We start from the raw sequence: 23981 nt of genomic DNA, 5'->3' as shown, positions 1-23981 counted from the left end.
TTAAGCTCCCGGAGGGTAGGTAGTGTCGACCTCGACGAGGTCTACGTGGAGTTCGTCCGCAAACTGCTGCGGCACGGTGATGGATGGGTTGAACTGCAGGACCGCGTCGACTGACCAGCGTTCCAGGTACTGATCCTCGCCGGTGATGAACGGCAGTTGCCGCGGATCACCGGTGTAGAGCGGCTGGGCGCCGCTCGATTTCAATGCATCGCAGCCGTAGGAGCTGCGCAGCGCGATGCAGATGGCCAGGGCCATGTCCTGCGCGCCGTCGCCGTAACAGTCGACCTGGGCATTCCACTGGGTGGGCCGGGTCAGGGTCATGGTGCCGGCGCTCGGCACGTCGGCGTAGGTGGTGCGCGGTAGGGACAACGCGGGCGCCAGGATGGGCGTGATGTACACGTAGCGCCCCGCCGGCGGCGGCACGCGGTTCTGCTGCCCGCGCACCACCTCCACCTGGTCCCCGACGATGATCTGCACGAACGCGCCCAGCGCCTCGACCAGGGCGTCTTCGGTGAGGGAAACAGGAATGCTCATGGCGCCGCGTCCATCTGAAGGGTCACACCGACCTTGCACCAGTCGGGCCAGGTCTCGAAGACTGCGGTCACCAGCCACACCTGGCCGCCGAAGACCAGTAGATCGCCACCCTTGGCCAGCGGACGGACGACGCCCTGGGTGTCGCCGTACATGTAGACGCTGCGCTGCACGCCCTGGATGTTCTGCGCCTCGAGATGAGCCAGGTCCTTGCCGCTCAGCGGCTGCACCTGCAGGCGCGCGGCCGCGTCCGGCTTGTACTTCGGCACCTGCTTGCGCCCGGCGCCGATCTCGTAGCCATCGCTGGCGCGCAGCGTGCCGTCGATCATCGGGTTCACCGCGGCGATGATCGGACCGGCGATTCCGTGCAGGTTCATGTGTCGACCTCATAATCTACCGAGTTCAGCATTTGGCCTGTCCAAACCAGCGGCTTCGCGTGGCTCCCTGTCACCTTGGGCTTGGTGCCACTGGCGATATCGCGGCGCGCCTGCTGCACATCGGCAAACGAGATTTCCTCGGGGTGGTTCCCGAAGCGCTCGCGCAGGAGCAGCGTGACAGGAGAAAGCGCCGGCCCGTCCACTTCCCGGATCGACTCCTGAAGCTGGCCCTTGATGCCGTCGCCCATCTGGCCCAACGCCTTGTCGATGTCGTAGTCGTTGTTCTTTGCCAGCGCCCCGAGCGCGCGCGGCCAATCCTTCTGTTTGGCCGCGATCATCGTTCGGAAAAAGGACCTGGGAGGAATTCCTTTCTCAGGCGAGCCAAACTCCTGAATCGCCGCCACGTAGGCGACCGGCGTGCCATCAGGGTAGGTGGCGTTCTCCAGGAACCCCGTGCGCAGCGTCCCGCCGTCGCCCACCTTGTCGGCCATCTCCTTCAGCCGGCGCATGAGGGCCTGGCCGCCCTTCAGGCCTACGGTCGCCATGGAACCACCACGGGGACCGCGTAGCCGGTCGGCGCGGGCCGATAGCGGCCCACCCGGTACTTGGCCGTGGCCTCCCAATACTGCGCGCCATAGCCGGTCTGCGCGTACCACTGCGCCGAGCCCGGCGCCACGTTGTACTCGGCCGACACCGACACCGAGCCCTCCGTGGCGCTGCTGATCCGGCCCACCAGCGGCCGCGGGCCCTGGCCGTTCTCGCCATATGTCAGCGCCGCGATGTGGGCCGTCAGCAGGTACAGCAGCACCTTGCGCTCGTCGACGTCACAGACCGCGCTGCTGTCCTTGTTGCTCAGGTACAGCGTGGCCATGCTGAATGCATGGTTCAGCTGCTGATCCGTGAGCGTCGCGAAGGACGGGTAGATCAGCCGAAACTCGGCGGGGTCAAAGACGACGACAGCCATGGGCCGCTCCTATTTCTTCTTGCCTTCGTAGTTCTCGGGCGCGATTCCGGGCGCGGGCGCGTCCGGGTCCAGACCTTCCAGGCCGGACTTTTCGTTCTTGCGCTCCTTGGCCTTCGAAGTGGCGCTTCGCTCGCTGCCCTGGGCGAAGACCATTTCTTTCTTCAGCGGCTGAAAATCGGGGTACAACTTCGTCCAGGCTTCCCAGAAGTCGGCATCCACTTCGGTGAGGCCGTGGCCCGCGATGGCATCCGGGTGATGGGCGCCTTTCAGCACCACCGGCGCCTTGGCGCCAGGGATTTCCAGGATCAGCCCATTGGGCAGCTTGCACGCAACGGTAACGGTCGGCATTTCTCTTCCTCGAATAAAAAAGGGGCGTCGAGTTGACGCCCCTTGTCGTTGCCTGAGATCAGCGTTACACGCCGATCATCCCAGCGATGCCCATGGGAACCCGGATGATGGCGCCCCAGGTTCCCTGCGACTTCTTCTGCTTGAAGCTGGAGGTGTCGCGGACGATGGCGTGCGCGCGCATCTTCTCGGTGAAGGCGGCGGTCCCCACGTTCTGGCCCTCGATCGAGTCGGCGATGAGCTGCACCAATTGGCCCGATCCCGTGTCGTACTGCACGGCGGTCTCGACGGTCAGGTTGGGGAAGTTCTTGGCCAGCATGTCGCTGACATTGACGTTGTACTGGTTCGTCTTCGTCAGGTTGACTTCGATTTCCGGCGACATGCACAGCTTCATCTTGTCGCGCCGCGTGACCAGGCCGCGCGTCTGCGACACCAGTTGGCCGTACAGCTTCACGATATCGTCGTATACCGCCTGGCCATCCTTGCCCGACCAGAGGGTCACGCCACCGACCGAGATCGGGGCAACCGGCGCCGACAGGTTCGGATCGTTCAGCAGGCCGTAGTTCTGCAGGCCAGCGATGCCGAAGAAGTAGCTGTTGTCCTGGAACTTGTTCAGCACCAGGGCGGACGAAATGTTCTGTTCCGACGCCCAGTTGATCTTCGCGTGGCCGGCCATGTCCAGCTCGCGCTCACCCCATTCCGTCATGGTCTGGTAGTGGTACGACTGGCGCTGCGGGAAGTTGGCGTTGGCGTTGGCGCGGCCGTTGTTGTTGAAGTCGCCGTAGGAAGAGACTTCACCCGTGGATTCCACCACCGGGAAGGTGGCGGTCAGGGTCGTCCAGTCGCCCTTCTTCGACTCGCCCAGGATTACGGCGCCCTGCATGGGCGTCGTGAGGACCCGGGTCAGCTCGGGGTCGATATAGTTCAGCAGGTAGCCCGGGATACCCGAGTTGCTGACCGTCACCAGAGGGCCGGCCTCGTCCATGGCCAGGCCGTAGTCGCTGCGGAAGCCTTCGGGCAGATAGTCCGTGGCTCCCGGGAACACGATGCCGAAGTGCTTCTCCAGCAGCGCGAGGTCTTGGTTTCGTTTCATGTCTTACCCCAGGTTGGTGGAGGTGATCTTGATCAGCGCGCCGATCGCACCCGCGCTGGCCACATACCAGGGCGTTTCCGTGCTGCCGGCGATGGTGGCGCCAGCGGCACCGGTGGAGATGGTGCCGTCCGTGTTGGAGGCGAACACCTTCTGACCGACGGTAGCCACGGTCTTGGTGGCGGCCCAGAAGTCGCCCAGGTTGTGCAGAGTGACTCCCAGCCCCTCGGGGATGGTCATCGTGGCCTCGGCGAGCCAGATGGTGATGACGCCCTGCTGCTCGCGGTGCACGAAGCCCGTGGGCACGCCGGAGCCGGCGTTCGAGACCTTGCCGGCGTCGGCCCAGGCGAAGCGGCCGACGATGACACCGGCGGTATCCGCCACCAATTCGCCGGGGCCCGCCAGAACCGTCGAACGCGGGTTCGAGCTGGCGAAGTCGCCGGCAACCGCGGCGGCGGGTTCGATGTAAACCTGTTTCTGGAAGCCCATGATTAGATCGCCTTGGGAATGTGCGGGAAGCGGTCGCGGAAGCTCTTCTGAGCGGCCGAGTCCATCGCCACACGCGGGGTTTGGGGAGCCTGGTCTTGGGCCAGGGCCATCTTGACCAGCGCGCGGTACGCCGAGGGCGGCGTGTCGGTCAGGTCAACGCCCTTGGCGTCCAGGGCCATCTTGTAGACCGCCTCGGCCGAGTCCTGGGCGACGATCTCGCCGAGGATGGGCCGGCATTCCTGCTCGGCGGTGCGGATTTCGGTCCAGCGCTTGACGGCGGCCTGCTCGCCATCCTTCTGAGCCTTGGCCAGCGCGGCGTCCATGGCCTGCTTGGTCACGGGCGCCGGCGGCGTGCCGGGCGTGGGCGGCGGTTCGTCATTGGCCGCGGCCGGCTCGCCGAGGGCAGCCATGACGCGCGCGGCTTCTTCCGGACCCAGCTTCTGGCCGAGCATTTCGCGGATCTTGCCCATCAGCTCGTCGTCTTGGGCGACCGGCTTGGGATCGACCACCTCGTCGTCCTCGTCCTCACCAATCGGCGCCACGGCCGGGTCGGTGAACACCTCGATGACCTCTTTCAGGTCTTCCAGGTCGGCGTCCTGCGCCAGCTTGCCCTTGAAGTGGTTCTGCATGGCGCGCACGATGCGCGGCAGCTCCGACTTCAGGCTCTTGCGGCTGACGCCCTTGAGGAAGGGGGTCAGGTCGCCCAGTGCCGCGTCCTGGGCCAGCCGGGGCCGGATATGCGCCCCGAGTGCCCCGGCGACGACGGCGGCGGTTTTGCTCAGTTTCATTTTCGGGATCTCCGAAGGGTTGAGGGTACTGCTGTCGCCTACGACGACGTCCGGGCCTGCGCGGCCCACTTCGACAAGCGCGACGTGATTGCCGCGGATGTCTCGCATCACCCCGTCGTATGCAACGCCTTCATAGACGCCGGGCGTCATGTCGGCCCGGTAGCGATAGGCGCTCGAAAGCTCCTTTTGCTCTTCGGATTCGATCAGCGCGATCGCGACGGCGTCCCACACGACGAGGGAATTCTTGAGGTACGGCGCCTGGTAGGAGGCGTTCGAACCCGTGGCCCCGACCACGAACTCTTTCTGCGGCTCGGCGGCCGAGACGGGGATGTGCTTGGACAGCAGCGGGATGTTGTTGAAGGTCGGCGCCGCCTTTTCCAGTTCCTGCGGATCACGCAGCAGGAAGTAGATGCGGTTGGCGTCGAGCCCCAGGGTCTCCCAGTCCGGGATTTCGTTGCCGCGGTACGGGTTGACTGTGGCCTTGCTGATGTTGCTGATCTCGACGTGCATCCGCCCGTCCACGTCGATCCGGCGGACGGTGGCGCGGTCGAAAGCCAGGCCGTGGTGGTTCTGCTGTGTCATGGGTCGAATCCCGGGATGATGCTGATGGCCACGCAGCGGCAGTTCGGCAGCTCGCCGGGGCGGATGTACTCGCCGTCGATGAGCATGCCCTTGTCTACGTCGTAGACCTTGCCGTCGGCTTCCTGGTGCGACTTGCGCGGGTGCTTGCCGCCACGAGAGTGCCGCCACTTGGCCTGTTTGATGCCCAGGCCCTGCTGGCGCACGCGCGTGATGGTGGCCGTGGCCTTGTTGTTCTGGTCGCGGGCGATGAACGCCGCGCGCCGCTTGGTGACGCCGTAGCGCTTCTGCAGATCCTCGACCAGCCCTTCCAGGTCACGGCCCTGGGTCACGGACCGCATGACCATGCCCTGCACGTCCTGCAGATGCTCGGCGGCGATCGACTTGATCAACCCGACGTTCTCCTGCACGGTGGCCTGGAAGACGTCGTTGGCCGCCCGGGTCAGCTGGAACTGCACGCTGAACCCCTTCTGCCGCAGGGCATTCCGCAGCGAGATGTCCGCCGCGCTCATCGAGGTCTCGGCGAACTCGCTGGCAACCGGCTGGGCTGCCTCGTCGAAGCGGCGCTGCCACTGCTTGGCCAGGCGCCGCATCATCTTGGTCAGCGCCATGGCCGGGCTCTCGTCCTGGGCGATCTCGGGCACGTTGCGCCGGTAGGCCGCCGTCAGCCAGTACACCAGGGACCGCTGCATCTCATCGATGAGGCGTTCCAGGCGCTTGCGATAGGCGGCCTCGATCCCCTGGTTGGCGTGCACCGGCCGCAGAGCCTGGTCGCGCCCCGTGGGCGATACCAAGCCGGCGGCCAGCTCCGCCTGAAGCCGGCGCCCGTCGGCCGTGACATACCGGCGACGCCGCAACATCTTGGCGCGATCGGTCTCAGGCATTGGCGTTTTCCTGCAGTTCGTCGTCCAGGGGCGGCGGCGCGCCGGGAACCAGGTCGGGCACACCATCGCCGTCGTCGTCGGCCAGGTCCAGCGAGTGATATCCGTTCGTCTCGTCCGCCGCCACGCGCTCGCGCTCTTCCTGCGGGCTGATGGCACCGGACTCGATCAGCACTGCGCCGGTGTCCGCGTCCAGCTTGCGCACCTCGGCCAGCTCCTTCTCGCTCATCTGCCACAGCGGCACGAAGCTGAAGGTGATGTCGGGGTCGATCTCGCCGAACTCGCTCAGCTGGATCACCTCCAGGCACTGCTGCAGCGGGTCGCGGAACACCGCCTCCTGGGCCGAGAGCATCTCGTCGTAGAAGACGCGGATTTCGCCCTCGGCCGTGGCGTTCAGCCCGCTCGGCGTGATGCCCGTGTACTTCACCAGCGGGATACCCGGCACCACGCATAGCTGCTCCAGTGACTGGTTCTGCAGCGCATCCAGGCCCGACAGCGGCACGTTCTCGAAACCGAATTCTTCGTCCGCCTGGTTGACAGCGAACACGCCACGATTTGACCGCGTCCGGTTGAACACGTCGATGCGCGCGAACACGTCATCACCAGGGTCACCCGACAGGATCGACTCCAGATTGGTCTTGAAGACCCCCACCGAGAACCCATCGATCAGATTGGCCACCGCCTGGCGCGTCTTCAGCCAGTTGTTCACGTATGGAATCGTCAGCTGGGTCAACGACATGCCGCCGAAGTTGTACGACGGCTTCAGCAGGTCCGGCACCTCGCGAGACACGATGTTCAGGAGGCGGCTCGAATGCACCTGGCGCCCCAGCACAAACCAGGACGTCGGCTTGTAGAAGTCCGGCCGCATCGGGTTGTCGCTGTTGTAGAGGTACGGCGTCGTCCAGACCGGGTCGATGACCTTGAAGCCCACCAGCGCGCCCTTGGCGATCTTGGCTGGACTCTTGACCAGGATGGATTTCAGTTCATCCGGGTCGGCCCACGCCAGCATGCCGCTCGGCGTCTTCACGTCGATGTAGATCTGCGACCGGCCGAACAGGCCGTCCTGCAGCGCAGCGAGGCGGAACTTGGCGCGCAGGCGATGCCGGCGCATGGCCTTCTCGATGACCTCGAGCTTGTCGCTCTTGTCGTCTTCGCCCTTGACCTCCAGCTTGATCCACTTCCGGGTCATCTCCTTGGCGATGACGTCGGACATCTTGCGGTACTCGGGGCGCTGGGATAGCTCGGCCAGGTAGGGATAGCCGATGAAGCCCATCCCGGCGTAGGCCTCGCTCACGTAGGCGTAGACCGGCGACATGTCCGAGTCCTGGGCCATCATGGCCTTTTCCATCGTGGCGGGGACTACGCCGGGAGCGACGGCGGGGCGCTTGAACTCTCCCACGGGCGTGGCCACGGGCTCGGCCGGCGGGATGTTCGCTTTCCCCAAGGCTTCCAGGCTGATTTTCATCCCGGGCTCGCGGCGCGCAGCCGGCTCCCTCGCGGGGGCCGTCGCCGGCGTCCTGCGGAGGATCCAGTCGAGTAGTTTCATGCACGCCTCAATGCGTCGGGGTTGATTTGCATCGGCCGCTTGGTGATCAGCTCGGCGAAGGCCCGTGAGAGCCCGTCGATCTGATCGTCATGCTTGCCGTTCGGGAAAGACCGCATTTCGTCGATCAGTGGCTTGTTCCACTCGCCGCGCACCATCAGCACGTTGCCGACGTTCACCTGGGCGGCGAACGGCTCGGCGCGCACGACCTTGTCGCCGCTTTCCGGGCTGCTCACGATCCGGTAGCCGGGCATGCCGCGCGTCAGGTACAGCACCTGCGTCTTGCCGGCCTGGCCTGGGTCCTGCGGGATGCTGATGCGCACCTGTCGGCCGTCCAGCGCCGCGGTGTTCTCCAGCGCCTTGTCGCGGCGGTCTGGGCCCCACTGGCCGCGCACCATGTCGCCGATCACGTACTGACCGGTCGGCAGGCGGCCCAGCTTCGGGCCGGCGGTGAAGTCGCCCGCGCCGTCCGTGCTGGCGAAGTCCCAGCCGCGCACCCAGTCGATGCGGCCGGCGGGCAGCGCGTCGATGACCTGGATCTGGTCGGGCTTGAACAGGTCGCCATCCAGCGGCGTCGGCAGCTGCTGATACAGCGACGACCAGGTCCGCGAGTTGCTTTCGAACTGCGCCCAGTGCTGGCGATCGAACCATTCCGGCCAGAGGTATTCCCCCCTGGCGCGCCCGAGCGGGTCGCTGTCGACGTCGCAGCGCGCCTGGATGCACAGCACTTCCCAGTCGTTGCCGTCCTTGCAGCGGATCAGCCCGCTTTCGCCCTTCCAGTCATCCGGCAGGATGCGACCGGCCAGGTCGTCCTCGTGCCACCGGGTGGTGATCAGGACAATCCAGCCGCCGGGGATCAGGCGCGTCTTCAGGTCGTCTTCGTAGGCATCCCAGGTCTTGTTCCGGATCGTCTCCGAATTCGCCTGCTCGCGGCCCTTGATCGGGTCATCGATGATGATGCCGTGCGCACGGTTGCCGGTGATGCCGGACAGGATGCCGCAGGCCATGTACTCGCTGCCGTTGGACAGCGCGAATTCCTGGGCCGCGTTCGAATCCGACACCAGGGCCGCGCCCCAGATATTCCGGTACCGCGGCTGCTTGATGATCGAGCGCGTGCGGCGCCCCATCTTGCGGGCCAGGTCGTCGCCGTAGCTGGCCAGGATGACGCGCCGGCCTGGCGTGGCGCCCAGGTACTTCGAGGGAAACACCACCGACGCATACGTCGACTTGGCGCTGCCCGGCGGCATGCAGACTATCATCCGCCCGTGCCGGCGCTGGCTGGTCTCTTCCAGCTTGGTCAACAGCAGCCGGTGGTGCACCGCCATGGTGGTCTCAATGGGCTCGAAAAACTCGGCGTCCGGGTCTTCCTCGTCCACCGGCCGGCCTGGCACCTCGATCGCGTTGGCGTACTTGAGGATGTCAGCCCTCGCCCGCCTCCGGATCAGCAGCTCCCGGGCCGCTTCCTGCCGCGAGGGCAAGTAGCTCTTCGTCTGTGAGGTCATCGGCCTTTCGCTGCGTCGTGTTCAGGTTGATCTGCTGCGGCGTCGGCAAGATGCCGTAGGCCTCGCGCTCCAGCGCGATCAGCACCTTGAGCGTTTCGGCCAGCTTCTTCAGCCCGTCAATGCGGGATGCCATGGAAATGGCGCGGTTGTAGACCGTCTCTCGCTTTCCCTGGGCGCCGTCTTCGTCACTGCGCAGGAACTCGGCCAGGTCGCGGAACAGTTCGGGATGGCCGGTCTCGGCCTCCAGTTCCACCAGCATGGCCTCGGTGGCCTCGCGCATCCGGCGGATGGTCGACTTGTGCTTTAGCTTGACGTCGGCCAGCGCCTGGGCGCCGATGGCGATCTCTTCCTTGACCCGGTGCGCACTCGATTCACTGCGGGCCGTGGACTGCGTACTTAACCTGCGTACCTCCTCCCTGCGCACCAGCTCGTCCGCCTTGGCCTGGACTCTGGCGTTCAGGTCGCGGGGCCACTCGTCGCGCTTGGCGCGCTTTCGGATGGCCCCCTCGGTGATGCCGTGCAGGGTGGCGAGTTCGCGCAAGGACATGACGCCCGCGCGGTAGCCCGCCTCGATGCGCTCCCAGTCGGGTGGCGCCTTCTTGGGCTGTGTCATTCGGTTCTCGGTGTGGTTGCCCCCATCCGACTACCCGCCACGGCGGGCTGGGCGCGGCGGTTCTCGTCGTGCTGGCCGCCGGCGACAAGACCGGAAAGAAGTGCCCCGCGCATTTGCCCCTGCGCGGGCGCCAGGCCAGCTGAGGCGACTCATGGGGGTGTTCAGTGCTTCAGCTCACCGTCGATGGCGATCATGAAGCCGGGGTGTTCGAATTCGGGGTTGATAGCCTGCATGCAGTCGACCGCGACGGCCCAGATCCAGTCTGCGGCATCCAGCATCCACTCCGGCCACCAGTTGCGCACGGCAACACGCGGAGCTTCGCCATACGGATCGCCCAGGTAGACCGGGACGATCTTGTAAAGCCGGCCGTAGTGCGTGTAGTCCTGGGCCAGTTGCTCGGGCGTCAGGCGTTTGAGAATGGCCATGCGGCCTCCATGTGGGTTGTGGGGCCCCTCCCCCAAGCACGCGTTGCACGTGGCGCTGTGTGGCGCAGGGAGACTTCGGGCGGCGCCGGTCGGAGCCAGTGAGACGGGGTCATCCCCGCGCGCAGCGGCCGCGGCGGCTCACTGCTGTCTGGTCGATTGCGGCGGCTGTTCCCACAGAGCAGAGGCCGGAGCGTGACGTCTGCCAGCCGGTGCCCATGCGGCCCGGCGGACGGTTCTCTCTGGCCCCTGCTCTCTGGAAACAAAAAAGCCCGCGCAAGGCGGGCACCCCTGAGAGGAGGGTAAAACTAGGCCAGCTGTAAGGGCCGCTGGATTCTCTCCATCAGATCCCCATACCGCTGTTCAAAAATTGGCTTCTGGCGCTTTCGATCCAGGAGCAGGTGTGAGCCGAACGATGCTCTGGCCTTGGAATCCGCGTCCTTGGCCAAGAGCGCGTTCATCTGTTGCCACAAGCCGCTTCGGCCGGCATTGATGTACTCGGCCATGGCGTTGAATGCGTGGATGAAGCGAATCCGCGTCAGCCTCGCCTTCTCGCCAGTGAAGCTCATCGCGAGCTCGGACAGCCCGTCCTTGGTCATAAGGTAGAGACGGCGCAACTGCCCTTTCGCGTCCAGATCTTCAACGGGCTCAAAATTGAGCCGGTAATGCTCTTGCACTTCTGGACTGCTGCTGTCTCGAATAGCGTCAACGGCGCGTAGAACGTTCTTGTGCTGCTTGCCGAACGCGCGGGCGACCTTCCGGGTGTCGGTAATCAGCTTGTCGCCGTCCACCGTCACCAGCTCCTGTATTTCCTTCAAATCCATGTCGCACCTCTCAGGTGTAGAAACAGAAAAACCCGCCGTGGCGGGTTCAGGTTCCGGTCTTTGCCGGTTTGGTCTATGTAGGGATGGAATGAAAAGGTGCAGATGCACCTATGTCGTCAGCTCGATCACGCTCAGACGACGACGCCCGCAATGCAAAAAGCCCCGGCCATTGGCTCGGGGCTTTTCTTCCGGAAACGCGACATCCGCCTACGGGCATCAGTCTCGTCGTTAGACGGTAGTCATCACGGATTGAGGGGGATTATGCACCCGTGATACGAACTTGGCAACATAGAACTCGAATTCGTGAACGGCACGGACCAGAATGTCGTCGAATTCCCGCACCCGCATCCCCTGCATCCGGCAAATGATGGCCGGCGGCTGCCGCAGAACGTAGTAGGACCGCAACAGCGCCGTTTCTCGCGGAAGCCCTCGGTATCCCGCTGCCGTGCGCCAGCAAGCCTCGATCAACTCCGCATCCGCCTCGTCCTTCTCCGGTCGCGGCTGCTCGCTGTCCTCGCCACGCGGTAGCTTGCCCGCCCTGCGGGCCAGTTCCTGGCACACCTGATACGTGGGCGAGACCGAGAACGATGGCCGGTCTCGCATGACGGCTCCCCAGTTCTCAAGCCGTTCGTGAAAGTCGGCCGGCAGGCGGTCTAGCAGCAGTTTCGGCATCTTCATGGCGCGGTGCGCTCCTCGTACTTCGAACAACGTTGGCCGATCTCTTCGCCCAAGGCGCACCGCAGGACGCGGCGTCCGCCGAAGGGATTGGTGATCAGGCGGATCTCCCTGCAGCCGGCGCAGGTGCGCGCGGGCGGCGGTTCTTGGCGGCGTTCCAGCAGCTTGGCCGGGTCGCCGCGCTCGGATTGGGTGGCCCAGGTCATGCGGCACGCTCCCGGATGCCAGCCAGCGAATGGATGGGGTCTTGGGCCGCGCGTGCGCGCTTCGCCAGATCGGCCATGGCTGGCGAGAGAACAAATGGGCGCGGCGCCACCTGGGTGCCAGGCACGACCGCGACCGGTCCGGCGTAGGGCTTCTCTGGCGCAGTTGCCGGTGCCGCCTTTCTGGCTGGCTGCGCCAGCGCGCTCGGCTTGGGGCGCCGCGCTATGTCGCCTCGTGCCTCACGGACAGCCCGTGCGATCTGGTGCACGCGCGGCTGGGTGATGCCGTAAACCTTGGCCAGCGCCGGGCCGCTCTCGCCTGCGGTGAGCCGGCGCTCGATTTCGATGTTGCGCGCGCGGGTCGCGGCGCCCTGGTTCGGGTTGCTCATGCTTTGCGCTCCTGCGCCACGGCCCAGTGCAGGATCGCCAGGGCGTCGGCGTCGTTGTCCGATTCCGGGCGGAAGCCGCGGGCGCGCGCCTCGGCGATCATGTCGGTTTTGTTGGCGCGGCCGCTGCCGGTAAAGCTCTTTTTCACCGTGGCCAGGTTCACGCCGGTCGCCGTGACGTTGAAGCCGTCGCAAACCATGTGCGTGATCGCTTGGAAGGCGCCGTAGGCGTGGGCGGCATCCCAGAGCGGTCGACCCTTCACCTCATGGCGGATGACCAGCTCGTACACCACCCGGTGGATCTGCTCTTCGTGGATGAAACCAGCCAACCACGCGCGGTACCGTGCCCACTTCTGGCCCTCAGACCAGGACTTGCGCGGCGTGAATACCTCCGTGCCATGGCGGGTAGAGCCGTCGCGCCGGCGTAGCGCGAAGCCGGTCTTCGTGCCCAGGTCCAGCGCCAGGATGTTGACGTTCAGGCCCGACTCGGCGCCCGGGCCCGAACTTTCCGAATTTCGAAAGTCGGCAATTTCCGGCCCCGCCCATGGGTCCGCCGGCTCGATGTTAATTTTTGCCAGCTCGGCTGTAGGCGCTCCCGCGCGCGCGTAGCTGCCCGCCAGCGTGCCGGCCATCGGGTCGTAGGGGTCGGTGAGGTTCGGTGAAGCGTTCATGCGAGAGCTCCGATCATGTCGATGGGTTGGCGACGCTTGTCGCTGGTGAATTGCAGGCTGTCGGTGTGGCGCCAGAGGTTGATGCGGCCCTCCCATTCACCGTGACGGTTCTTGTCGCAGATGAGCATCGTGTCCGGCAGGTCAAGCAACTCTGCAGAGGCCTCGCCGTTCTTGCGCAATTCGGCCTCAACCATTCGTTCCTTGCGCTTGTTGCGCCACACGGTGAGCATCTGGTCGACCTGGTCGACGATGGCGCCGGAGCCCTTGGCGGAGAACTTGCCGGGGATGGCGTCTTCGTTCTCGCCCTTCTTGGCGTGGTGCACCAGGTGGATGTGCATGCCCAGGTCGCGCGCCAGCGTGCAGAGCATGTCCACGAAGTCCTTCTGGCCGTTGTAGTCGTCCTCGCCGCGGACGCACTTCATCAGGCTGTCGATCACCAGGTGGCGGACCTTGAGGCGGTCGGCGCAGTAGCGCGCCACCGCGTACAGCATGGCCGGCTTGACCGTGCCCTGCTGGTCGTACAGCCAGAGGCGATCCCGCGACCAGTCGATGAGGCGGTCGACGGCCTGCACGCTCGGCCGACTGTTCATCGCGGTCTGGCGCAGCATGCGCTTGAGGGTCGACTGGGGCTTCATTTCGAACGAGGCGATACACACCCGCTCATCCTGGCAAGCGAAGCCGATACAGGCCTGGCCCAACAGCTCGCTTTTGCCGTGGCCGTTGATGCCTTGCCACAGCGTCACCTCGCCCGGGCGAAAGCGCAGCAGGTCGTGAGTCTTGGCCCAGGGCAGCTTCGCGCCAGTGATCTGCTCGCCGTGCTCGACGGCGCGCACCAGCTCGTCGCGCCAGGCCTCGGCGGCCAGCACCTTAGCCTGGGGCTCGGTTTCGGCCATGTAGGCCTCGAAGTCGACGTCGGCGGGGCTGATGATCTGGCTCATGCTGGGAATTCCTCGATGGTGGTGCCGGGCTGCCAGATGGCCAGCCCCCAGTCGCCGGACGCGATGACCTTGGCGGGAGAGCATTCGGTCAGGCGGCGCAGCACCTGCAGCGCCCGGGCCCGCGTCGGCGCCAGCAGGTGCACGACCGTGCCCACCACCGTGCGCAGGTCGAGCGTGGCCACGTTCTCGTCGTCGTGGATGTGGATCTCGGCATGGCCGACCCAGCGGCCATCCGTCATACGGCCGATCATGGCCTCGGGGTGGGTGAAGCTGCCGTGGCGCTGGCCGGCCGGCACGCAGGCCACCCAGACGTCGACGGGTCGGTAGCCCGCCATCCGGGCATCGAAGAGGGTCTGGTGTCCGATCACACAGCCCCCTTCCACGGTTGGTCTTCTCCGGGAACCGCCGGCGCGGCGCCGCCCTTGAGCTCGTAGAACGAGTCCCAGGCGTGCAGGACGGACTGCCCGATGACCGCGCCCGCGTCGTGGCCGGCAGATCGCAGCGTGTCCAGCTTGGTCACCGCCAGCTTGCGGGCGGCGTCGGTCATGGGCTTTTTCTTCTTTCGCCGCATTTCCTCGAACTGCTGCCAGGGTTCGGCAGGAACCCAGTCCGGCAACGTCCAGCCCTCGACCCCCGGCAGGGGGCTTTGGGGGTTATCTTTTTCTTCTCTATTCTTCTCTTCTCTAGTCCGCTTTTTGTCCGCTTGTGAAGCGGACAAATTTCGGTCGATTCTCTTCCTGTCGGCGTCCTGTGCGCGCTTCTTGGCGGACTGCCCGTTATGCTCGTCGAACTCGGGCATATAGAGGGAATTTCCGTCAAATTCCAGCCAGCCGACGGAAATCATGGCGTCCGAAAATCCGGGAAAGCCGACGGTCTCGTCCATCACCTTGGGCGTATAGCCTTCCAACTTTCCATCGATCGAGTGAGCATCGAAGATCCCCCAAACGGACAAAAGTCCGCCAATCACGCGCAATCTGTCCGCTTGGCAAGCGGACGCAATGCGGACAACTTTCGGATGCGTCGGCAGGTCGACGCGCATCTTGATCCAGTCAGCAGCCATGGGCGGCTCCTTCTTTCATCTTCTCGGCGCGCACGGGCTCCCACCGGGTGTATGCCCAGTCGAAGGTGGCGCGCTTGATTTCTCGATCGATCCCGCTCTGGTCGTAGAGCGCATGGCAGAAGTGGCAGGCGGGAACGGTGAAACGGTCGTGAACCTTCAGGCCCATGCCCTTACCCTCGTTCTGGTGGGCAGGCACGACCGTGGGGTCGCCTTCGTAGCTGCAGCACCCGGCGAATTGCAGGTAGCAGCGCTCGCCGCGGCACGCGGCCAGGTACTTCGGTTCGTGGCCGGGGCGCTTCTTCGGCGCGCGGCGCTTGATGGCGGCACGCTGCAGCGTGGACTGCCGCGCCAGGGTGGCGCTGGAGCCGCTGGAGAGCCGGAATCCGGTGGCGCGCAGTGGGGTCTTGCGGGTCAGGGGTGTGGAGCGCTTGAGCATCACACCGCCTTCACTTCAAGATGTACGCCGCGCGCTGCAAAGTCGTCTCGCACCGCGTTCGCATACTTGGTCAATTGGCTGGTGTTCATCCTGGACGTGACCGGAAACACACGCATGGCCAGCAATTTTTTCTCGTAGGACAGCGGCTTGATGGCGCCGTCGTAGGCCTCGCGGAATTCTTCGTCCTCAGCACGCAGGATGGGCACGCCGTGGTGCAGCTTGCAGTAGCACTTCCAGCCCAGCGCATCGTCTTCCGGCAGCGCTTCGGCGATCTCGCCGTACCAGGCGTGAGAAAACGAGTTCTGGGCGCGCGTGCGGGGCTTCTGGCGCTCGCGCACCACCACCTCGTAGGGACGCTCTGCATCCACGGGCAGGCTCGCCACAAACGCCTGCGCGGCTTCCTGCTGGCTCGGGCCCAGCAAAATGAACTTCTTGGGGTTCAGCAGGCGCTGGTGCATGGCTATGCCGCCCCGCACGTGCCCTGGCTCAGCCGGGCGCGGCAGCAGTTGGCGCCGATGGCATTGCCACGGGCCAGATAGTCCATGTACCACTGCTCTACGATCGACAGGCCGAACACCTCCAGGATGGCGTCCAACTGCTCCAGCTTGATGCCGGCGTTGTTGTTCAGCACCTGGGTGATAGACGATTCATCTTTCCATCCGGCCGCCTGCATGACCTCGGCGCGCCTGGCCTTGGACATGGTGGTCAAGGCCTTGCGGATCAGGGTCTCGCCCTGCGGCTGGGATGAAGAGGGAATTTGAGGGGCGTTCATGAGGCTTCAACGCTGTTCAAGTGAAAGGGAATGCTGCTGAAGGCGACCTTCGCCAAACTGGCGGCATGAAAAATCTGACCGAAACCGAAAAGCTGCTGATCACCGCCCAGGACATGGCCCGCCGGACCTTCGTGGACCCGTCCGAGGCTGCGGTGATGGCCATCTTTGAAGAGCTGCGCGCCGAGCGCGACCGCATGGCCTGGGCCACCGACGACCGCGTCGGCGCGACGGTGCATTGAGCTATGACGGCCCGAAACTGGCGAGAACCCCATCCTGCGGCTACGATCGGCGTTGCCCGGACAACCCGGGCGTGGCGACCAACCACAACCAACTTTCCCCACAGGAGGGGTTCTCATGACAAAGAAGGAATACGGACTGGCCCGCGAGTTCTTGGAGAAGATCCTCACAACGCAACCGAATCTGTTCAACGGAGTGCACCCGCGGGATCTCAATGGCAAGGCCATCGCGGAGTTCGCTTGGGGCTTCATGGAGACGTACGTTCGGTTGGAGCAGGAGAAGACGAAGGACTGATCCCGTTCAGCAGTCCCCAAGCTTCCAGGGCCGCTTCTGCCACCAGGCGGGCGGCCTTGACCGCATCGTCTTCACCGTTGTCCCGCAATGCATTGACCGCGCTCTGGGTAGCCGCGCCGATCACGTCGCGCTGGATGTCATGCGGGATGTCGCCCGCTTTGATGTCGTTCATCAATTTCTCCTGGGTGGGTCAGATATCGGTGGGACCGATGGGGATGCGGTTGTCCTGCGGGTCGGGATCACGCATGGCCGGCCTCCTGCTGGGCCGGCGCGGCGGTGGCACGGCGTTGCCGCTTCGAGCGGCGCAGGTATGCCCAGTCGACATCCGGCAGCAGCTCTTCGCAGGTCACCGCACCGCCGGTGTGGCGCTCGATGGAGGGGCATCGCTTCGCCGGAACCTCACGGATTCCAGCGGCCCATTGGTAGACCGATACGGAAGGAACATTCAGCGCCTTGGCGAGTTTTGCCTGGCGACCGCGCTCTTGAGCGATGTATTCGGAGAGTTTCATGGCGCCTAGCTTAAGCGATTCGCTTAACGACAGTCAAGCGACAAATACAGCAATTCGCTCATCCTCATATTTAGCGAATTGCTATCAAATGGCGGCCATGAAAGCCGTCTCCGAAATCCGCCTTGAAAACCTTGAAGCCCTTGTCCGGGAGGCAGGGACCGCCGAGCATTTGGCCGAGCGGTCCGAACTTTCCCCGGTCTACCTGAGCCAAATTCGCAGCCGAACAATTGACCGAAAGACCGGGAAAGCTCGGAATCTTGGCGATAAGGCCGCCCGCAAGCTCGAAAGCGGGATGGGCAAGCCGGTTGGTTGGATGGATGCTCAACACGCCGCAGCAGCTGCGCCTGAGCCATCGCTGGCCCGTTCGCTTCGCCTGCTGCGCATGGCGCGTGGGATGACGCTGCCGGAACTGGCCTCCCAAGCTGGACTCGTTGTGTCGCACCTGGAATCCATCGAAGGGGGCGCCGATCCGACCAATGACGAGCGCCACGCCCTAGCGGCAGTGTTCGATCTGTCCGGGGAAGAGCTTTCCCAGCGCCCGGTCATGTCGCTTGACGACGCTCGGCGACTTCTGGACGTCGCCCAGAGTCGAGTCCACAATGGCACGCAGCCGCAAAAAGACGCGCATGTCGCCGAAGATCAAGACCTCGAGTACATCGGGCCCATCACAAAAGAGCCAAGGAGAATCCCTGTCGTGGGAATAGCGCAGCTGGGGGAGAACGGGTATTACGACGAATTGGAGTTCCCGGTGGGGCACGGGGACGGCTATCTGGTGCATCATTCGCGTGACACCCAGGCCTATGCCCTGAAGGTTCGGGGTGACAGCATGACACCCGCCATTCGCAATGGCTGGTATGTTTTGGTCGAGCCGAACTCCCCTCCCAGGCCAGGTGAGTATGTGGCGCTCATGCTCGCCGACGGTCGAAAAATGGCCAAGGAATTGCTCTTTCAGCACCGTGATGGCGGCGTCGAAGTGATGTCAGTGAATGGCAATATGAGGCTCAGTTTCTCCGCGACAGAAGTGGAGAAGATTCACCCCATCGTGGGCGTTTTCCCGCCCAGTCAAGTCAGGGAGTTCTGATGCACCGTACCTGTTGGATTGCCGCGGTCTTATTGGCGCTGGGCTTTCAAAGCGCCAATGCCGAAAGCCCTGCGATGGACCCCGAGGTCGGTCTCAGCTGCCGATTTCTCGGTAAAGCGGCCGAACAGGCTGCCTCCCTGCGAAAGAGCGGTGTCACAGAGAAGAATGCGCATGATGGCGCCGACGCGATCATGTCCGAAGTTCCGAACGTGACCGCCACGCAAGTTGAGGTCTATCACGCACTGATTCGCGCTGCGTACAAGGGCAAGCCTGAAGACCCAGTAGAAGCGCGGCTACGTGTGTTTCGCACCTGCATAGACCGAGCCAAGACAATCCCTAGATGACTGCCCAGTCACGCCAACCGCCCGAGGGCGGTTTTTTTTCGCTTGTGAAATTTGGATAAGCACGTCGCTTAAAAATATTTAAGCGATACGCTTGACGACCATTAAGCGACTCGCTTAATATTCTCCCAACACCTCCCCACCCCGGGGAGAACGGGAGAACAGCATGGCAAGCGATCTGATCCTCACCCCGGACCAGCAACCCCGCGTCATCGCCTTTGACGATTGGATGGTGTGGGCGCGTGATGCACAAGGCCGCATCGTCGAAACGTGTACTGAAATGTGGCCCGAATGGCTGGACGAAGCCCGCGACCCGTCCGACATGGAAACCGACGAATATCGCGCCGCCGTGCTGCGCATCCTGCGCACGAAGCGGCCGCAATGGCGCGATGCCCTGGCTTTCGCAGAAGACCAGGAACACCGCGACATGATTCTGCGCGACCTGGCTTCGCTGGAAGCCGCGCAGGCCGCGTTCATCGCCGGCACCACCGCCTGACCTTCCCCACCCGCCCCGGGTGCCGGGGCAAGGAGACAACCATGGAACAGCAAACCAAGCCGAAGGCGACCGATGCCGAAGCCGTGCACGTCATGCGCCAGTACGGCGGCTCGTTCGTGAAGCAGTTGGCGCAGTTGTGGCTGACGGCTGACCCGATCAACAAGGCCCGCGTGGCGGAAGCCTTCCAGCCCGAGTTCGACCGCTACCGTGCGGACGCCGCCACCCTGGCGCATTACCAGGGCCTGGCGCGCGAGGCCGAACTGGCTTCGAGGAACTGACCATGGCCCACCCCCAACGCAAGCTGACGCCCGCGCAGGAACTGCGCATTGACCTGGCCGGCGATGTGCGCGCCGCGCTGCGCGACGGGCTGCACGAGGTCGTGCGCTACGCCGTGGCCGAGCCGAACCGCCAGCCGGTGGCGCATGCCGTCTACGAGGGCAGCATCGGTAATCAGGCCCTGACCGAAGCCTTCGAGGCGGTGGCCAAGGCCTATGCCTACGGCGACACCTTCGGCCGGATCGGCGAGCTGTTCAGCAAGTTCATGGACGGCGCCAGCGCGCTCTACGTGGAAGACCTGGCCGACGCTATCGAGGACCCCGAGCGCCAGTTGGATGTGTCGTTCGAACTGCCGACGCGCCGCAAATGATGACCTACGCCATGTGGGGCTTGGCTGCCCTTTACGCAATTGCACTGATCGGCGACGAGATTGCAGCGCGCCGTAGGAGAAACGCATGACGACGAATCACACCCCGGGCCCGTGGAGTTTGGAAACCGTTCGCACATCTTCCGGCGTCTGCCACAAGGTGGGCCCCTTTCCCGGCCGGCGAGAAGACCACCCACCGCGCCACGCTTGCCTGTACGCGGACTATCCCAGCGACAGCAACCCGGCCGACCAGGAACTGCTGGCCAACGCCCGCCTGATCGCTGCCGCGCCCGAGCTGCTGGAAGCGCTGGAAGAGGCGGTTGACCTGGCCTGGATCGTAGATTCGCACCAGGTGCAGTTCGACCCCACCGTGATTTTCAGCGAGTTCTACGACTTCAGTGGTGTGGATGGCACGAGCCGAATTGAGTTCCACGGCCAGCATGAGTGCATCGTCTGGCCCGGTACCAAATGGTCTGCCTACTGCACCTACGACGGCTCCCTGTGGTTCGAGAAGTTCGACACCGCCGAGGAAGCCAAAGAGGCTTGCATGCGTCTGCTGGACAAGGTGCTGCCCGACCACTCGGCGATGCGCGCCCGCGCGGTCATCCGCAAAGCCCGAGGTGCCGAATGATCCGCCGCCTCCTGAAAGACCGCGACAACCGCGTCGCCGCCTACGTGGTGGCCGGACTGCTGACCGCGCTGATCTTCGGCTATGGCGAGCGCCAGCAGACCGATGCCAAGTCCACCCCCTACCCCACCTGCGAAGGCTGCGGCAAGACCGCTGTGGCCGCCAAGGAATAGCGCCATGGACCCGGACGACGAAGACGCCGCACTGGCGCATCAGCAGCAACAAGAGCAGCAGCAATCCGAAGCACCACCCCCTGAAAGGAAATGACCATGAAGTTCGAAAAAGCCGTGAGAAAGAAGGCCAAGCTACGGCTGGCACTTACCGGCCCGAGCGGTTCCGGAAAGACCCTGTCCGCCCTGCTGCTTGCCAAGGGCATCGGCGGCACCATCGCCGTGCTGGATTCGGAGCGCGACAGCGCGAGTCTGTACGCCGAGCCGATCACGCTTCCCGGCGGCGACGTGGTGACGCCACCAGAATTCGATTCGCTCAGCCTGTCGGCGCCCTACACGCCCGAGCGCTACATCGAGGCAATCCGGGCGGCCGAAAGCGCCGGCTACACCACGATGATTATCGACAGCATCACGCACGAATGGAGCGGCGTGGGCGGCTGCCTGGAGCTTGTCGACGAGATCGCCAAGGCCCGGTACCGCGGCAATAGCTGGTCCGCATGGAACGACGTCACGCCGCGCCACCGCGCACTGCTGGACGCGATCCTGCAAAGCCCCATGCACATGATCGTCACCCTTCGCAGCAAGACCGAGACGGCGCAGCAGGAAGGCCAGAACGGCAAGAAGAACGTGGTGAAGCTGGGCATGAAGGCCGAGCAGCGCGACGGCTTCGAATACGAAATGACCATCGTGCTGGACCTGGCGCACGACGGCAACTATGCCACCGCCACCAAGGACCGCACCGGCCTGTTGATGGGCCGCGACCCCTTTGTCGTTTCGGACGCGACCGGCGCGGCGCTCCTGAACTGGTTGGAATCGGGCGCTGTGTCCACCCCGGTCGAACAGCCGCGCCTTACTGAAGACGAGGTAGTGGGCCACCTGAACGCCATCAACGACGCGTTCAACGAAGAGGCCCTGCGCACGGCCTACGTCGCCGCCTACAAGGCCGCCACCGCCGCCAATGACGCCGCAGCGATCGCGCAGTTCACGGCAGCCAAGGACGACCGCAAGCTGGCCCTCACACCCATCACCAACGAAGCGGAGGCCGCGTAATGGCCAGCGTCAACAAAGTCATCCTGGTGGGCAACCTCGGGCGCGATCCCGAGGTGCGCTACAGCCCCGACGGCGCCGCCATCTGCAATCTGTCGCTCGCCACCACGTCGTCCTGGAAGGACAAGACTAGCGGCGAGAAGCGGGAAGAGACGGAATGGCACCGCGTCGTCATGTACAGCCGCCTCGCGGAAATCGCGGGCGAGTACCTGGCAAAGGGCCGGTCGGTCTACATCGAAGGCCGCCTGAAGACGCGCAAGTGGCAGGACAAGGACACTGGCGCTGATCGCTACAGCACCGAAATCGTCGCCGACCAGATGCAGATGCTGGGCGGCCGCGAAGACGGCGGCGGCGGTGGCGGAGGTTACGACGACGCGCCCGCGCGCCAGCCGCAGCAGCGCGCCCCGGCACAGCGCCCGGCACCGCAGCAACGTCCCGCGCCCCAGGCAGCACCCGCCGCCGGCCGGTCAGACCTGGCCGACATGGACGACGACATTCCCTTCTAGTTCCTAACTTTCTAAGACGGAGACATCCATGAACATGCCCCTCTACACGCTCGCCCAGGAATACCGCGCGCTCGCCATGCGCCTGGCCGAAGGCGACTTCGACGAGAAAGCCATCGCCGACACCATGGAAGCCAGCGGCCTGCCCGAGCAGATCGGCGAGAAGGCCCAGGGCTGCGAGATGGTCGCGCGCACCTTCGAGGCCGACATCCCGGCGATCGACGTCGAGATCAAGCGCCTGCAGGAACTGAAGAAGGCGCGCCAGGCCCGCGCCGATGCGCTGCGTGACTACCTGCTGCGCAACATGATCGCCAGCGACATCCAGGTGATCGAGTGCCCGCTGTTCCGCCTCAGCGTGGCGAAGAACCCGCCGGCCGTCGAAGTGTTCGACGAGAAGCAGATCCCGCAGGACTACTTCACCAGCCCGCCGGCGCCGCCGCCCCAGATCGACAAGAAGCTGATCGGCCAAGCGCTGAAGGATGGCCACGATGTGCCGGGCGCGCGCCTGCGCCAGGGCCTGCGCCTGGCTGTTCGCTGACCCTTTCCCCAACGTAGCACCCTGGAGCCCTGCCCCATGTTCTCGATTACCGAGCAAACCGCAACCCTGGCGCACATCAACGTGCGCACCGAGCGCCACGGCGAAGAGCCGGCGGGCGCAGCTGATCTGAAGATCCAGTTCACCGCCGGCAATGGCGTGTTGTCCGAGTTCCACCCGCGCCTGCGCCATGCCCTCTACAAGGCCGAGGAAGACCCGGCCCAGGCCAGCGTCGACGGCGTCAAGCCCGAGCCCACCGTGCGCGTGTTCGGCGACCTCATCGAAAAGATCCGCCTCAAGCACGAGCTGGTCGGCGCCAAGGTGCTGATCGACTTCGGCCTGGGCGGCGATTCCGACATCGAGCTGGACACGGCCGACGTTGACGGGTTCTCCGCGGAACTCATGGAAGGCGGCAGCGTGGTCACCACCTTCCGCGTGAAGTGCCACCCGAGCGGCGAGCAGGTCAAGAAGCTCTACGAGGTGCTGGGCAACGAGATCACCATCAGCATCACGCCGGCGGCCGAGAAGCAGGGCTCGCTGGGCCTGGGCGGCAACGAAGACTGATCAATGGCCGGCCCGGCGGCGGGACTCCCTCCCCCATCCGACCGCCGCCGGTGCCCGGCCTCCATATACCGAGAACGACATGAGCCTCTACAACCTGCTTTTCGGAATGAATTCGCAAACCCCGCTGCTGCTCGCGGCGGTCGGGATCCATGAAAATGACGTGCAGCGCCTACGCGACGTGAGCGTAACTCCTGACGGCAGCGAAGTCTTCGTCTACACGCGTACGGGCGGCGGCAATCGCGAGGACTATCCGAACGAAGCCATGCGCAGTGTGCCGGGCTGGGTCAGCAGCGAAGACGACGACTACGACTGCACGTACTGCACCGACACGATTCTGGTCGCGCCCGAATTTCATAGGGACGTTGCAGCCCTTGGAGACTTCTTTGCACACGGGATGCGGCCGGAATTCGCTGCACACCTCGCCAATACTCTCAAGCGTGAGCCGACCGAGGAAGATATCGCCCAGCGCGCTATTGACGCCGAGCGCAAGGAACTGGAACGGACGCGCCACGTTAAGGCGAACGGGCACACCTTCGTCCCCTACGACGATTCCGCCATGGAAACGGCGTTGCGGCTGGCCGAAGCGAATGGCGGCTCGCTGCGTAGCTGCTGGGGAATCCTGCCCATCAAGCTGAATGTTCGAACCGACTATCAGCCGTGGCCGCATGCCAAGGTCGGCGCAGAGCGAATCATCCGCGCGAATATCGACTACGACTTCAAGTGGGGAATGGACACCGCCTACTGGCAACACTGCGTTGGTCTTTTCAGTGAGAAGTACCCGCTATCGATGGCCAAGATCGGTAAAGAAGTCGAAGCCTATCTGGCACGGGAACAGGCGGCCTGA

General features: G+C 64.7%; 39 protein-coding genes. 13 read left to right on the top strand and 26 right to left on the bottom strand.

Annotated features, from left to right (window positions below):
• The 24 genes from AC6LKG_RS00750 to AC6LKG_RS00635 form a co-directional block, all read right to left on the bottom strand.
• Positions 1-534, bottom strand: coding sequence for a phage neck terminator protein (locus tag AC6LKG_RS00750; RefSeq protein WP_498161966.1), 534 nt, complete (start codon positions 532-534; stop codon positions 1-3).
• On the bottom strand, positions 531-908 hold the full coding sequence (locus AC6LKG_RS00745; RefSeq protein ID WP_409151210.1) for a hypothetical protein: 378 nt from the start codon (positions 906-908) through the stop codon (positions 531-533). Before AC6LKG_RS00745 ends, AC6LKG_RS00750 begins: the two co-directional genes overlap by 4 nt.
• The gene (locus AC6LKG_RS00740) at positions 905-1453 is read right to left on the bottom strand and encodes a hypothetical protein (RefSeq protein ID WP_498161964.1); all 549 of its coding nucleotides are present in this window, start codon (positions 1451-1453) and stop codon (positions 905-907) included. The genes AC6LKG_RS00745 and AC6LKG_RS00740 overlap by 4 nt, the downstream gene beginning before the upstream one ends.
• Positions 1441-1872: a DUF4054 domain-containing protein gene (locus AC6LKG_RS00735; RefSeq protein ID WP_498161962.1), complete on the bottom strand. Its 432-nt coding sequence runs from the start codon at positions 1870-1872 to the stop codon at positions 1441-1443. The genes AC6LKG_RS00740 and AC6LKG_RS00735 overlap by 13 nt, the downstream gene beginning before the upstream one ends.
• Positions 1873-1881: 9 nt before the next feature.
• Positions 1882-2220 carry a hypothetical protein gene (locus AC6LKG_RS00730; protein ID WP_498161960.1) on the bottom strand — a complete coding sequence of 113 codons (339 nt, stop codon included), beginning with the start codon at positions 2218-2220 and terminating at the stop codon, positions 1882-1884.
• Positions 2221-2284: 64 nt separating this feature from the next.
• On the bottom strand, positions 2285-3310 hold the full coding sequence (locus AC6LKG_RS00725) for a major capsid family protein (protein ID WP_498161958.1): 1026 nt from the start codon (positions 3308-3310) through the stop codon (positions 2285-2287).
• A gap of 3 nt (positions 3311-3313) precedes the next feature.
• The gene (locus tag AC6LKG_RS00720; protein ID WP_498161956.1) at positions 3314-3796 is read right to left on the bottom strand and encodes a structural cement protein Gp24; all 483 of its coding nucleotides are present in this window, start codon (positions 3794-3796) and stop codon (positions 3314-3316) included.
• 2 nt (positions 3797-3798) lie between these two features.
• Positions 3799-5166 carry a DUF2213 domain-containing protein gene (locus tag AC6LKG_RS00715; RefSeq protein ID WP_498161955.1) on the bottom strand — a complete coding sequence of 456 codons (1368 nt, stop codon included), beginning with the start codon at positions 5164-5166 and terminating at the stop codon, positions 3799-3801.
• A complete protein-coding gene (locus AC6LKG_RS00710) occupies positions 5163-6047 on the bottom strand; it encodes a phage head morphogenesis protein (protein WP_498161954.1) in 885 nt (294 codons plus the stop codon). Before AC6LKG_RS00710 ends, AC6LKG_RS00715 begins: the two co-directional genes overlap by 4 nt.
• Positions 6040-7509, bottom strand: coding sequence for a DUF1073 domain-containing protein (locus tag AC6LKG_RS00705; protein ID WP_498161953.1), 1470 nt, complete (start codon positions 7507-7509; stop codon positions 6040-6042). The genes AC6LKG_RS00710 and AC6LKG_RS00705 overlap by 8 nt, the downstream gene beginning before the upstream one ends.
• 77 nt (positions 7510-7586) lie before the next feature.
• On the bottom strand, positions 7587-9089 hold the full coding sequence (gene terL, locus AC6LKG_RS00700) for a phage terminase large subunit (protein WP_498161951.1): 1503 nt from the start codon (positions 9087-9089) through the stop codon (positions 7587-7589).
• Entirely contained in the window at positions 9007-9702 is a 696-nt protein-coding gene (locus AC6LKG_RS00695; protein ID WP_175216374.1) for a hypothetical protein, read from the bottom strand. Before AC6LKG_RS00695 ends, terL begins: the two co-directional genes overlap by 83 nt.
• Before the next feature lie 161 nt (positions 9703-9863).
• Positions 9864-10127 (bottom strand): hypothetical protein, encoded by a 264-nt coding sequence (locus tag AC6LKG_RS00690; protein ID WP_241061199.1) that lies wholly within the window; start codon positions 10125-10127, stop codon positions 9864-9866.
• A 305-nt stretch (positions 10128-10432) separates the two neighbouring features.
• Positions 10433-10948 carry a Rha family transcriptional regulator gene (locus AC6LKG_RS00685; protein WP_498161950.1) on the bottom strand — a complete coding sequence of 172 codons (516 nt, stop codon included), beginning with the start codon at positions 10946-10948 and terminating at the stop codon, positions 10433-10435.
• Positions 10949-11176: 228 nt separating this feature from the next.
• Positions 11177-11626: a hypothetical protein gene (locus AC6LKG_RS00680; RefSeq protein WP_498161949.1), complete on the bottom strand. Its 450-nt coding sequence runs from the start codon at positions 11624-11626 to the stop codon at positions 11177-11179.
• Positions 11623-11829 carry a hypothetical protein gene (locus AC6LKG_RS00675; RefSeq protein WP_498161947.1) on the bottom strand — a complete coding sequence of 69 codons (207 nt, stop codon included), beginning with the start codon at positions 11827-11829 and terminating at the stop codon, positions 11623-11625. The genes AC6LKG_RS00680 and AC6LKG_RS00675 overlap by 4 nt, the downstream gene beginning before the upstream one ends.
• Positions 11826-12215: a hypothetical protein gene (locus AC6LKG_RS00670; protein ID WP_498161946.1), complete on the bottom strand. Its 390-nt coding sequence runs from the start codon at positions 12213-12215 to the stop codon at positions 11826-11828. The genes AC6LKG_RS00675 and AC6LKG_RS00670 overlap by 4 nt, the downstream gene beginning before the upstream one ends.
• A complete protein-coding gene (locus AC6LKG_RS00665) occupies positions 12212-12883 on the bottom strand; it encodes a hypothetical protein (RefSeq protein ID WP_498161944.1) in 672 nt (223 codons plus the stop codon). The genes AC6LKG_RS00670 and AC6LKG_RS00665 overlap by 4 nt, the downstream gene beginning before the upstream one ends.
• Positions 12880-13821, bottom strand: a complete 942-nt coding sequence (locus tag AC6LKG_RS00660; protein WP_498161942.1) for an AAA family ATPase — start codon at positions 13819-13821, stop codon at positions 12880-12882. Before AC6LKG_RS00660 ends, AC6LKG_RS00665 begins: the two co-directional genes overlap by 4 nt.
• Positions 13818-14189, bottom strand: coding sequence for a hypothetical protein (locus AC6LKG_RS00655; RefSeq protein ID WP_498161940.1), 372 nt, complete (start codon positions 14187-14189; stop codon positions 13818-13820). Before AC6LKG_RS00655 ends, AC6LKG_RS00660 begins: the two co-directional genes overlap by 4 nt.
• Positions 14186-14881, bottom strand: coding sequence for a phage replication initiator YdaU family protein (locus tag AC6LKG_RS00650; RefSeq protein WP_498161938.1), 696 nt, complete (start codon positions 14879-14881; stop codon positions 14186-14188). Before AC6LKG_RS00650 ends, AC6LKG_RS00655 begins: the two co-directional genes overlap by 4 nt.
• Positions 14871-15317, bottom strand: coding sequence for a hypothetical protein (locus tag AC6LKG_RS00645; protein ID WP_498161936.1), 447 nt, complete (start codon positions 15315-15317; stop codon positions 14871-14873). The genes AC6LKG_RS00650 and AC6LKG_RS00645 overlap by 11 nt, the downstream gene beginning before the upstream one ends.
• The gene (locus AC6LKG_RS00640) at positions 15317-15775 is read right to left on the bottom strand and encodes a recombination protein NinB (RefSeq protein ID WP_175144166.1); all 459 of its coding nucleotides are present in this window, start codon (positions 15773-15775) and stop codon (positions 15317-15319) included. Before AC6LKG_RS00640 ends, AC6LKG_RS00645 begins: the two co-directional genes overlap by 1 nt.
• A gap of 2 nt (positions 15776-15777) precedes the next feature.
• The gene (locus AC6LKG_RS00635) at positions 15778-16089 is read right to left on the bottom strand and encodes a hypothetical protein (RefSeq protein WP_175191974.1); all 312 of its coding nucleotides are present in this window, start codon (positions 16087-16089) and stop codon (positions 15778-15780) included.
• Between the two features lie 65 nt (positions 16090-16154).
• On the opposite strand from AC6LKG_RS00635, the gene AC6LKG_RS00630 reads away from it, so the two are divergent.
• Positions 16155-16328, top strand: coding sequence for a hypothetical protein (locus AC6LKG_RS00630; protein WP_020924369.1), 174 nt, complete (start codon positions 16155-16157; stop codon positions 16326-16328).
• A gap of 245 nt (positions 16329-16573) precedes the next feature.
• On the opposite strand, the gene AC6LKG_RS00625 is transcribed toward AC6LKG_RS00630, so the two are convergent.
• Both AC6LKG_RS00625 and AC6LKG_RS00620 read right to left on the bottom strand, forming a co-directional pair.
• Positions 16574-16792, bottom strand: a complete 219-nt coding sequence (locus AC6LKG_RS00625) for a hypothetical protein (protein ID WP_254595201.1) — start codon at positions 16790-16792, stop codon at positions 16574-16576.
• Positions 16793-16859: 67 nt separating this feature from the next.
• Entirely contained in the window at positions 16860-17129 is a 270-nt protein-coding gene (locus tag AC6LKG_RS00620) for a transcriptional regulator (RefSeq protein WP_498161933.1), read from the bottom strand.
• Positions 17130-17226: 97 nt separating this feature from the next.
• On the opposite strand from AC6LKG_RS00620, the gene AC6LKG_RS00615 reads away from it, so the two are divergent.
• The 12 genes from AC6LKG_RS00615 to AC6LKG_RS00560 all read left to right on the top strand — a co-directional run bounded on the left by AC6LKG_RS00615 (position 17227) and on the right by AC6LKG_RS00560 (position 23981).
• The gene (locus AC6LKG_RS00615) at positions 17227-18210 is read left to right on the top strand and encodes an XRE family transcriptional regulator (RefSeq protein ID WP_498161931.1); all 984 of its coding nucleotides are present in this window, start codon (positions 17227-17229) and stop codon (positions 18208-18210) included.
• The gene (locus AC6LKG_RS00610) at positions 18210-18554 is read left to right on the top strand and encodes a hypothetical protein (RefSeq protein WP_498161929.1); all 345 of its coding nucleotides are present in this window, start codon (positions 18210-18212) and stop codon (positions 18552-18554) included. Before AC6LKG_RS00615 ends, AC6LKG_RS00610 begins: the two co-directional genes overlap by 1 nt.
• Before the next feature lie 163 nt (positions 18555-18717).
• Positions 18718-19047: a hypothetical protein gene (locus tag AC6LKG_RS00605; RefSeq protein WP_498161927.1), complete on the top strand. Its 330-nt coding sequence runs from the start codon at positions 18718-18720 to the stop codon at positions 19045-19047.
• Positions 19048-19088: 41 nt separating this feature from the next.
• A complete protein-coding gene (locus AC6LKG_RS00600) occupies positions 19089-19325 on the top strand; it encodes a hypothetical protein (RefSeq protein ID WP_421430305.1) in 237 nt (78 codons plus the stop codon).
• A 2-nt stretch (positions 19326-19327) separates the two neighbouring features.
• A complete protein-coding gene (locus AC6LKG_RS00595; protein ID WP_498161925.1) occupies positions 19328-19693 on the top strand; it encodes a hypothetical protein in 366 nt (121 codons plus the stop codon).
• Between the two features lie 85 nt (positions 19694-19778).
• Complete coding sequence (locus AC6LKG_RS00590) at positions 19779-20321, top strand: XkdD/Y8K6 family phage-associated protein (protein WP_498161923.1); 543 nt, start codon at positions 19779-19781, stop codon at positions 20319-20321.
• The gene (locus AC6LKG_RS00585; RefSeq protein ID WP_498161922.1) at positions 20318-20491 is read left to right on the top strand and encodes a hypothetical protein; all 174 of its coding nucleotides are present in this window, start codon (positions 20318-20320) and stop codon (positions 20489-20491) included. The genes AC6LKG_RS00590 and AC6LKG_RS00585 overlap by 4 nt, the downstream gene beginning before the upstream one ends.
• A gap of 96 nt (positions 20492-20587) precedes the next feature.
• Complete coding sequence (locus AC6LKG_RS00580; protein WP_498161920.1) at positions 20588-21538, top strand: AAA family ATPase; 951 nt, start codon at positions 20588-20590, stop codon at positions 21536-21538.
• Positions 21538-22041: a single-stranded DNA-binding protein gene (gene ssb, locus AC6LKG_RS00575; RefSeq protein ID WP_498161919.1), complete on the top strand. Its 504-nt coding sequence runs from the start codon at positions 21538-21540 to the stop codon at positions 22039-22041. The genes AC6LKG_RS00580 and ssb overlap by 1 nt, the downstream gene beginning before the upstream one ends.
• 28 nt (positions 22042-22069) lie before the next feature.
• Positions 22070-22576 (top strand): siphovirus Gp157 family protein, encoded by a 507-nt coding sequence (locus AC6LKG_RS00570; protein WP_498161917.1) that lies wholly within the window; start codon positions 22070-22072, stop codon positions 22574-22576.
• 36 nt (positions 22577-22612) lie between these two features.
• Complete coding sequence (locus AC6LKG_RS00565) at positions 22613-23137, top strand: hypothetical protein (protein WP_498161915.1); 525 nt, start codon at positions 22613-22615, stop codon at positions 23135-23137.
• Between the two features lie 79 nt (positions 23138-23216).
• A complete protein-coding gene (locus AC6LKG_RS00560; protein WP_498161913.1) occupies positions 23217-23981 on the top strand; it encodes a hypothetical protein in 765 nt (254 codons plus the stop codon).

It is taken from the genome of Achromobacter sp. 46006 (assembly GCF_059761975.1).
The sequence above is the reverse complement of the archived record's forward strand: the minus strand, read 5'-3'. Positions and strand labels throughout refer to the sequence as shown.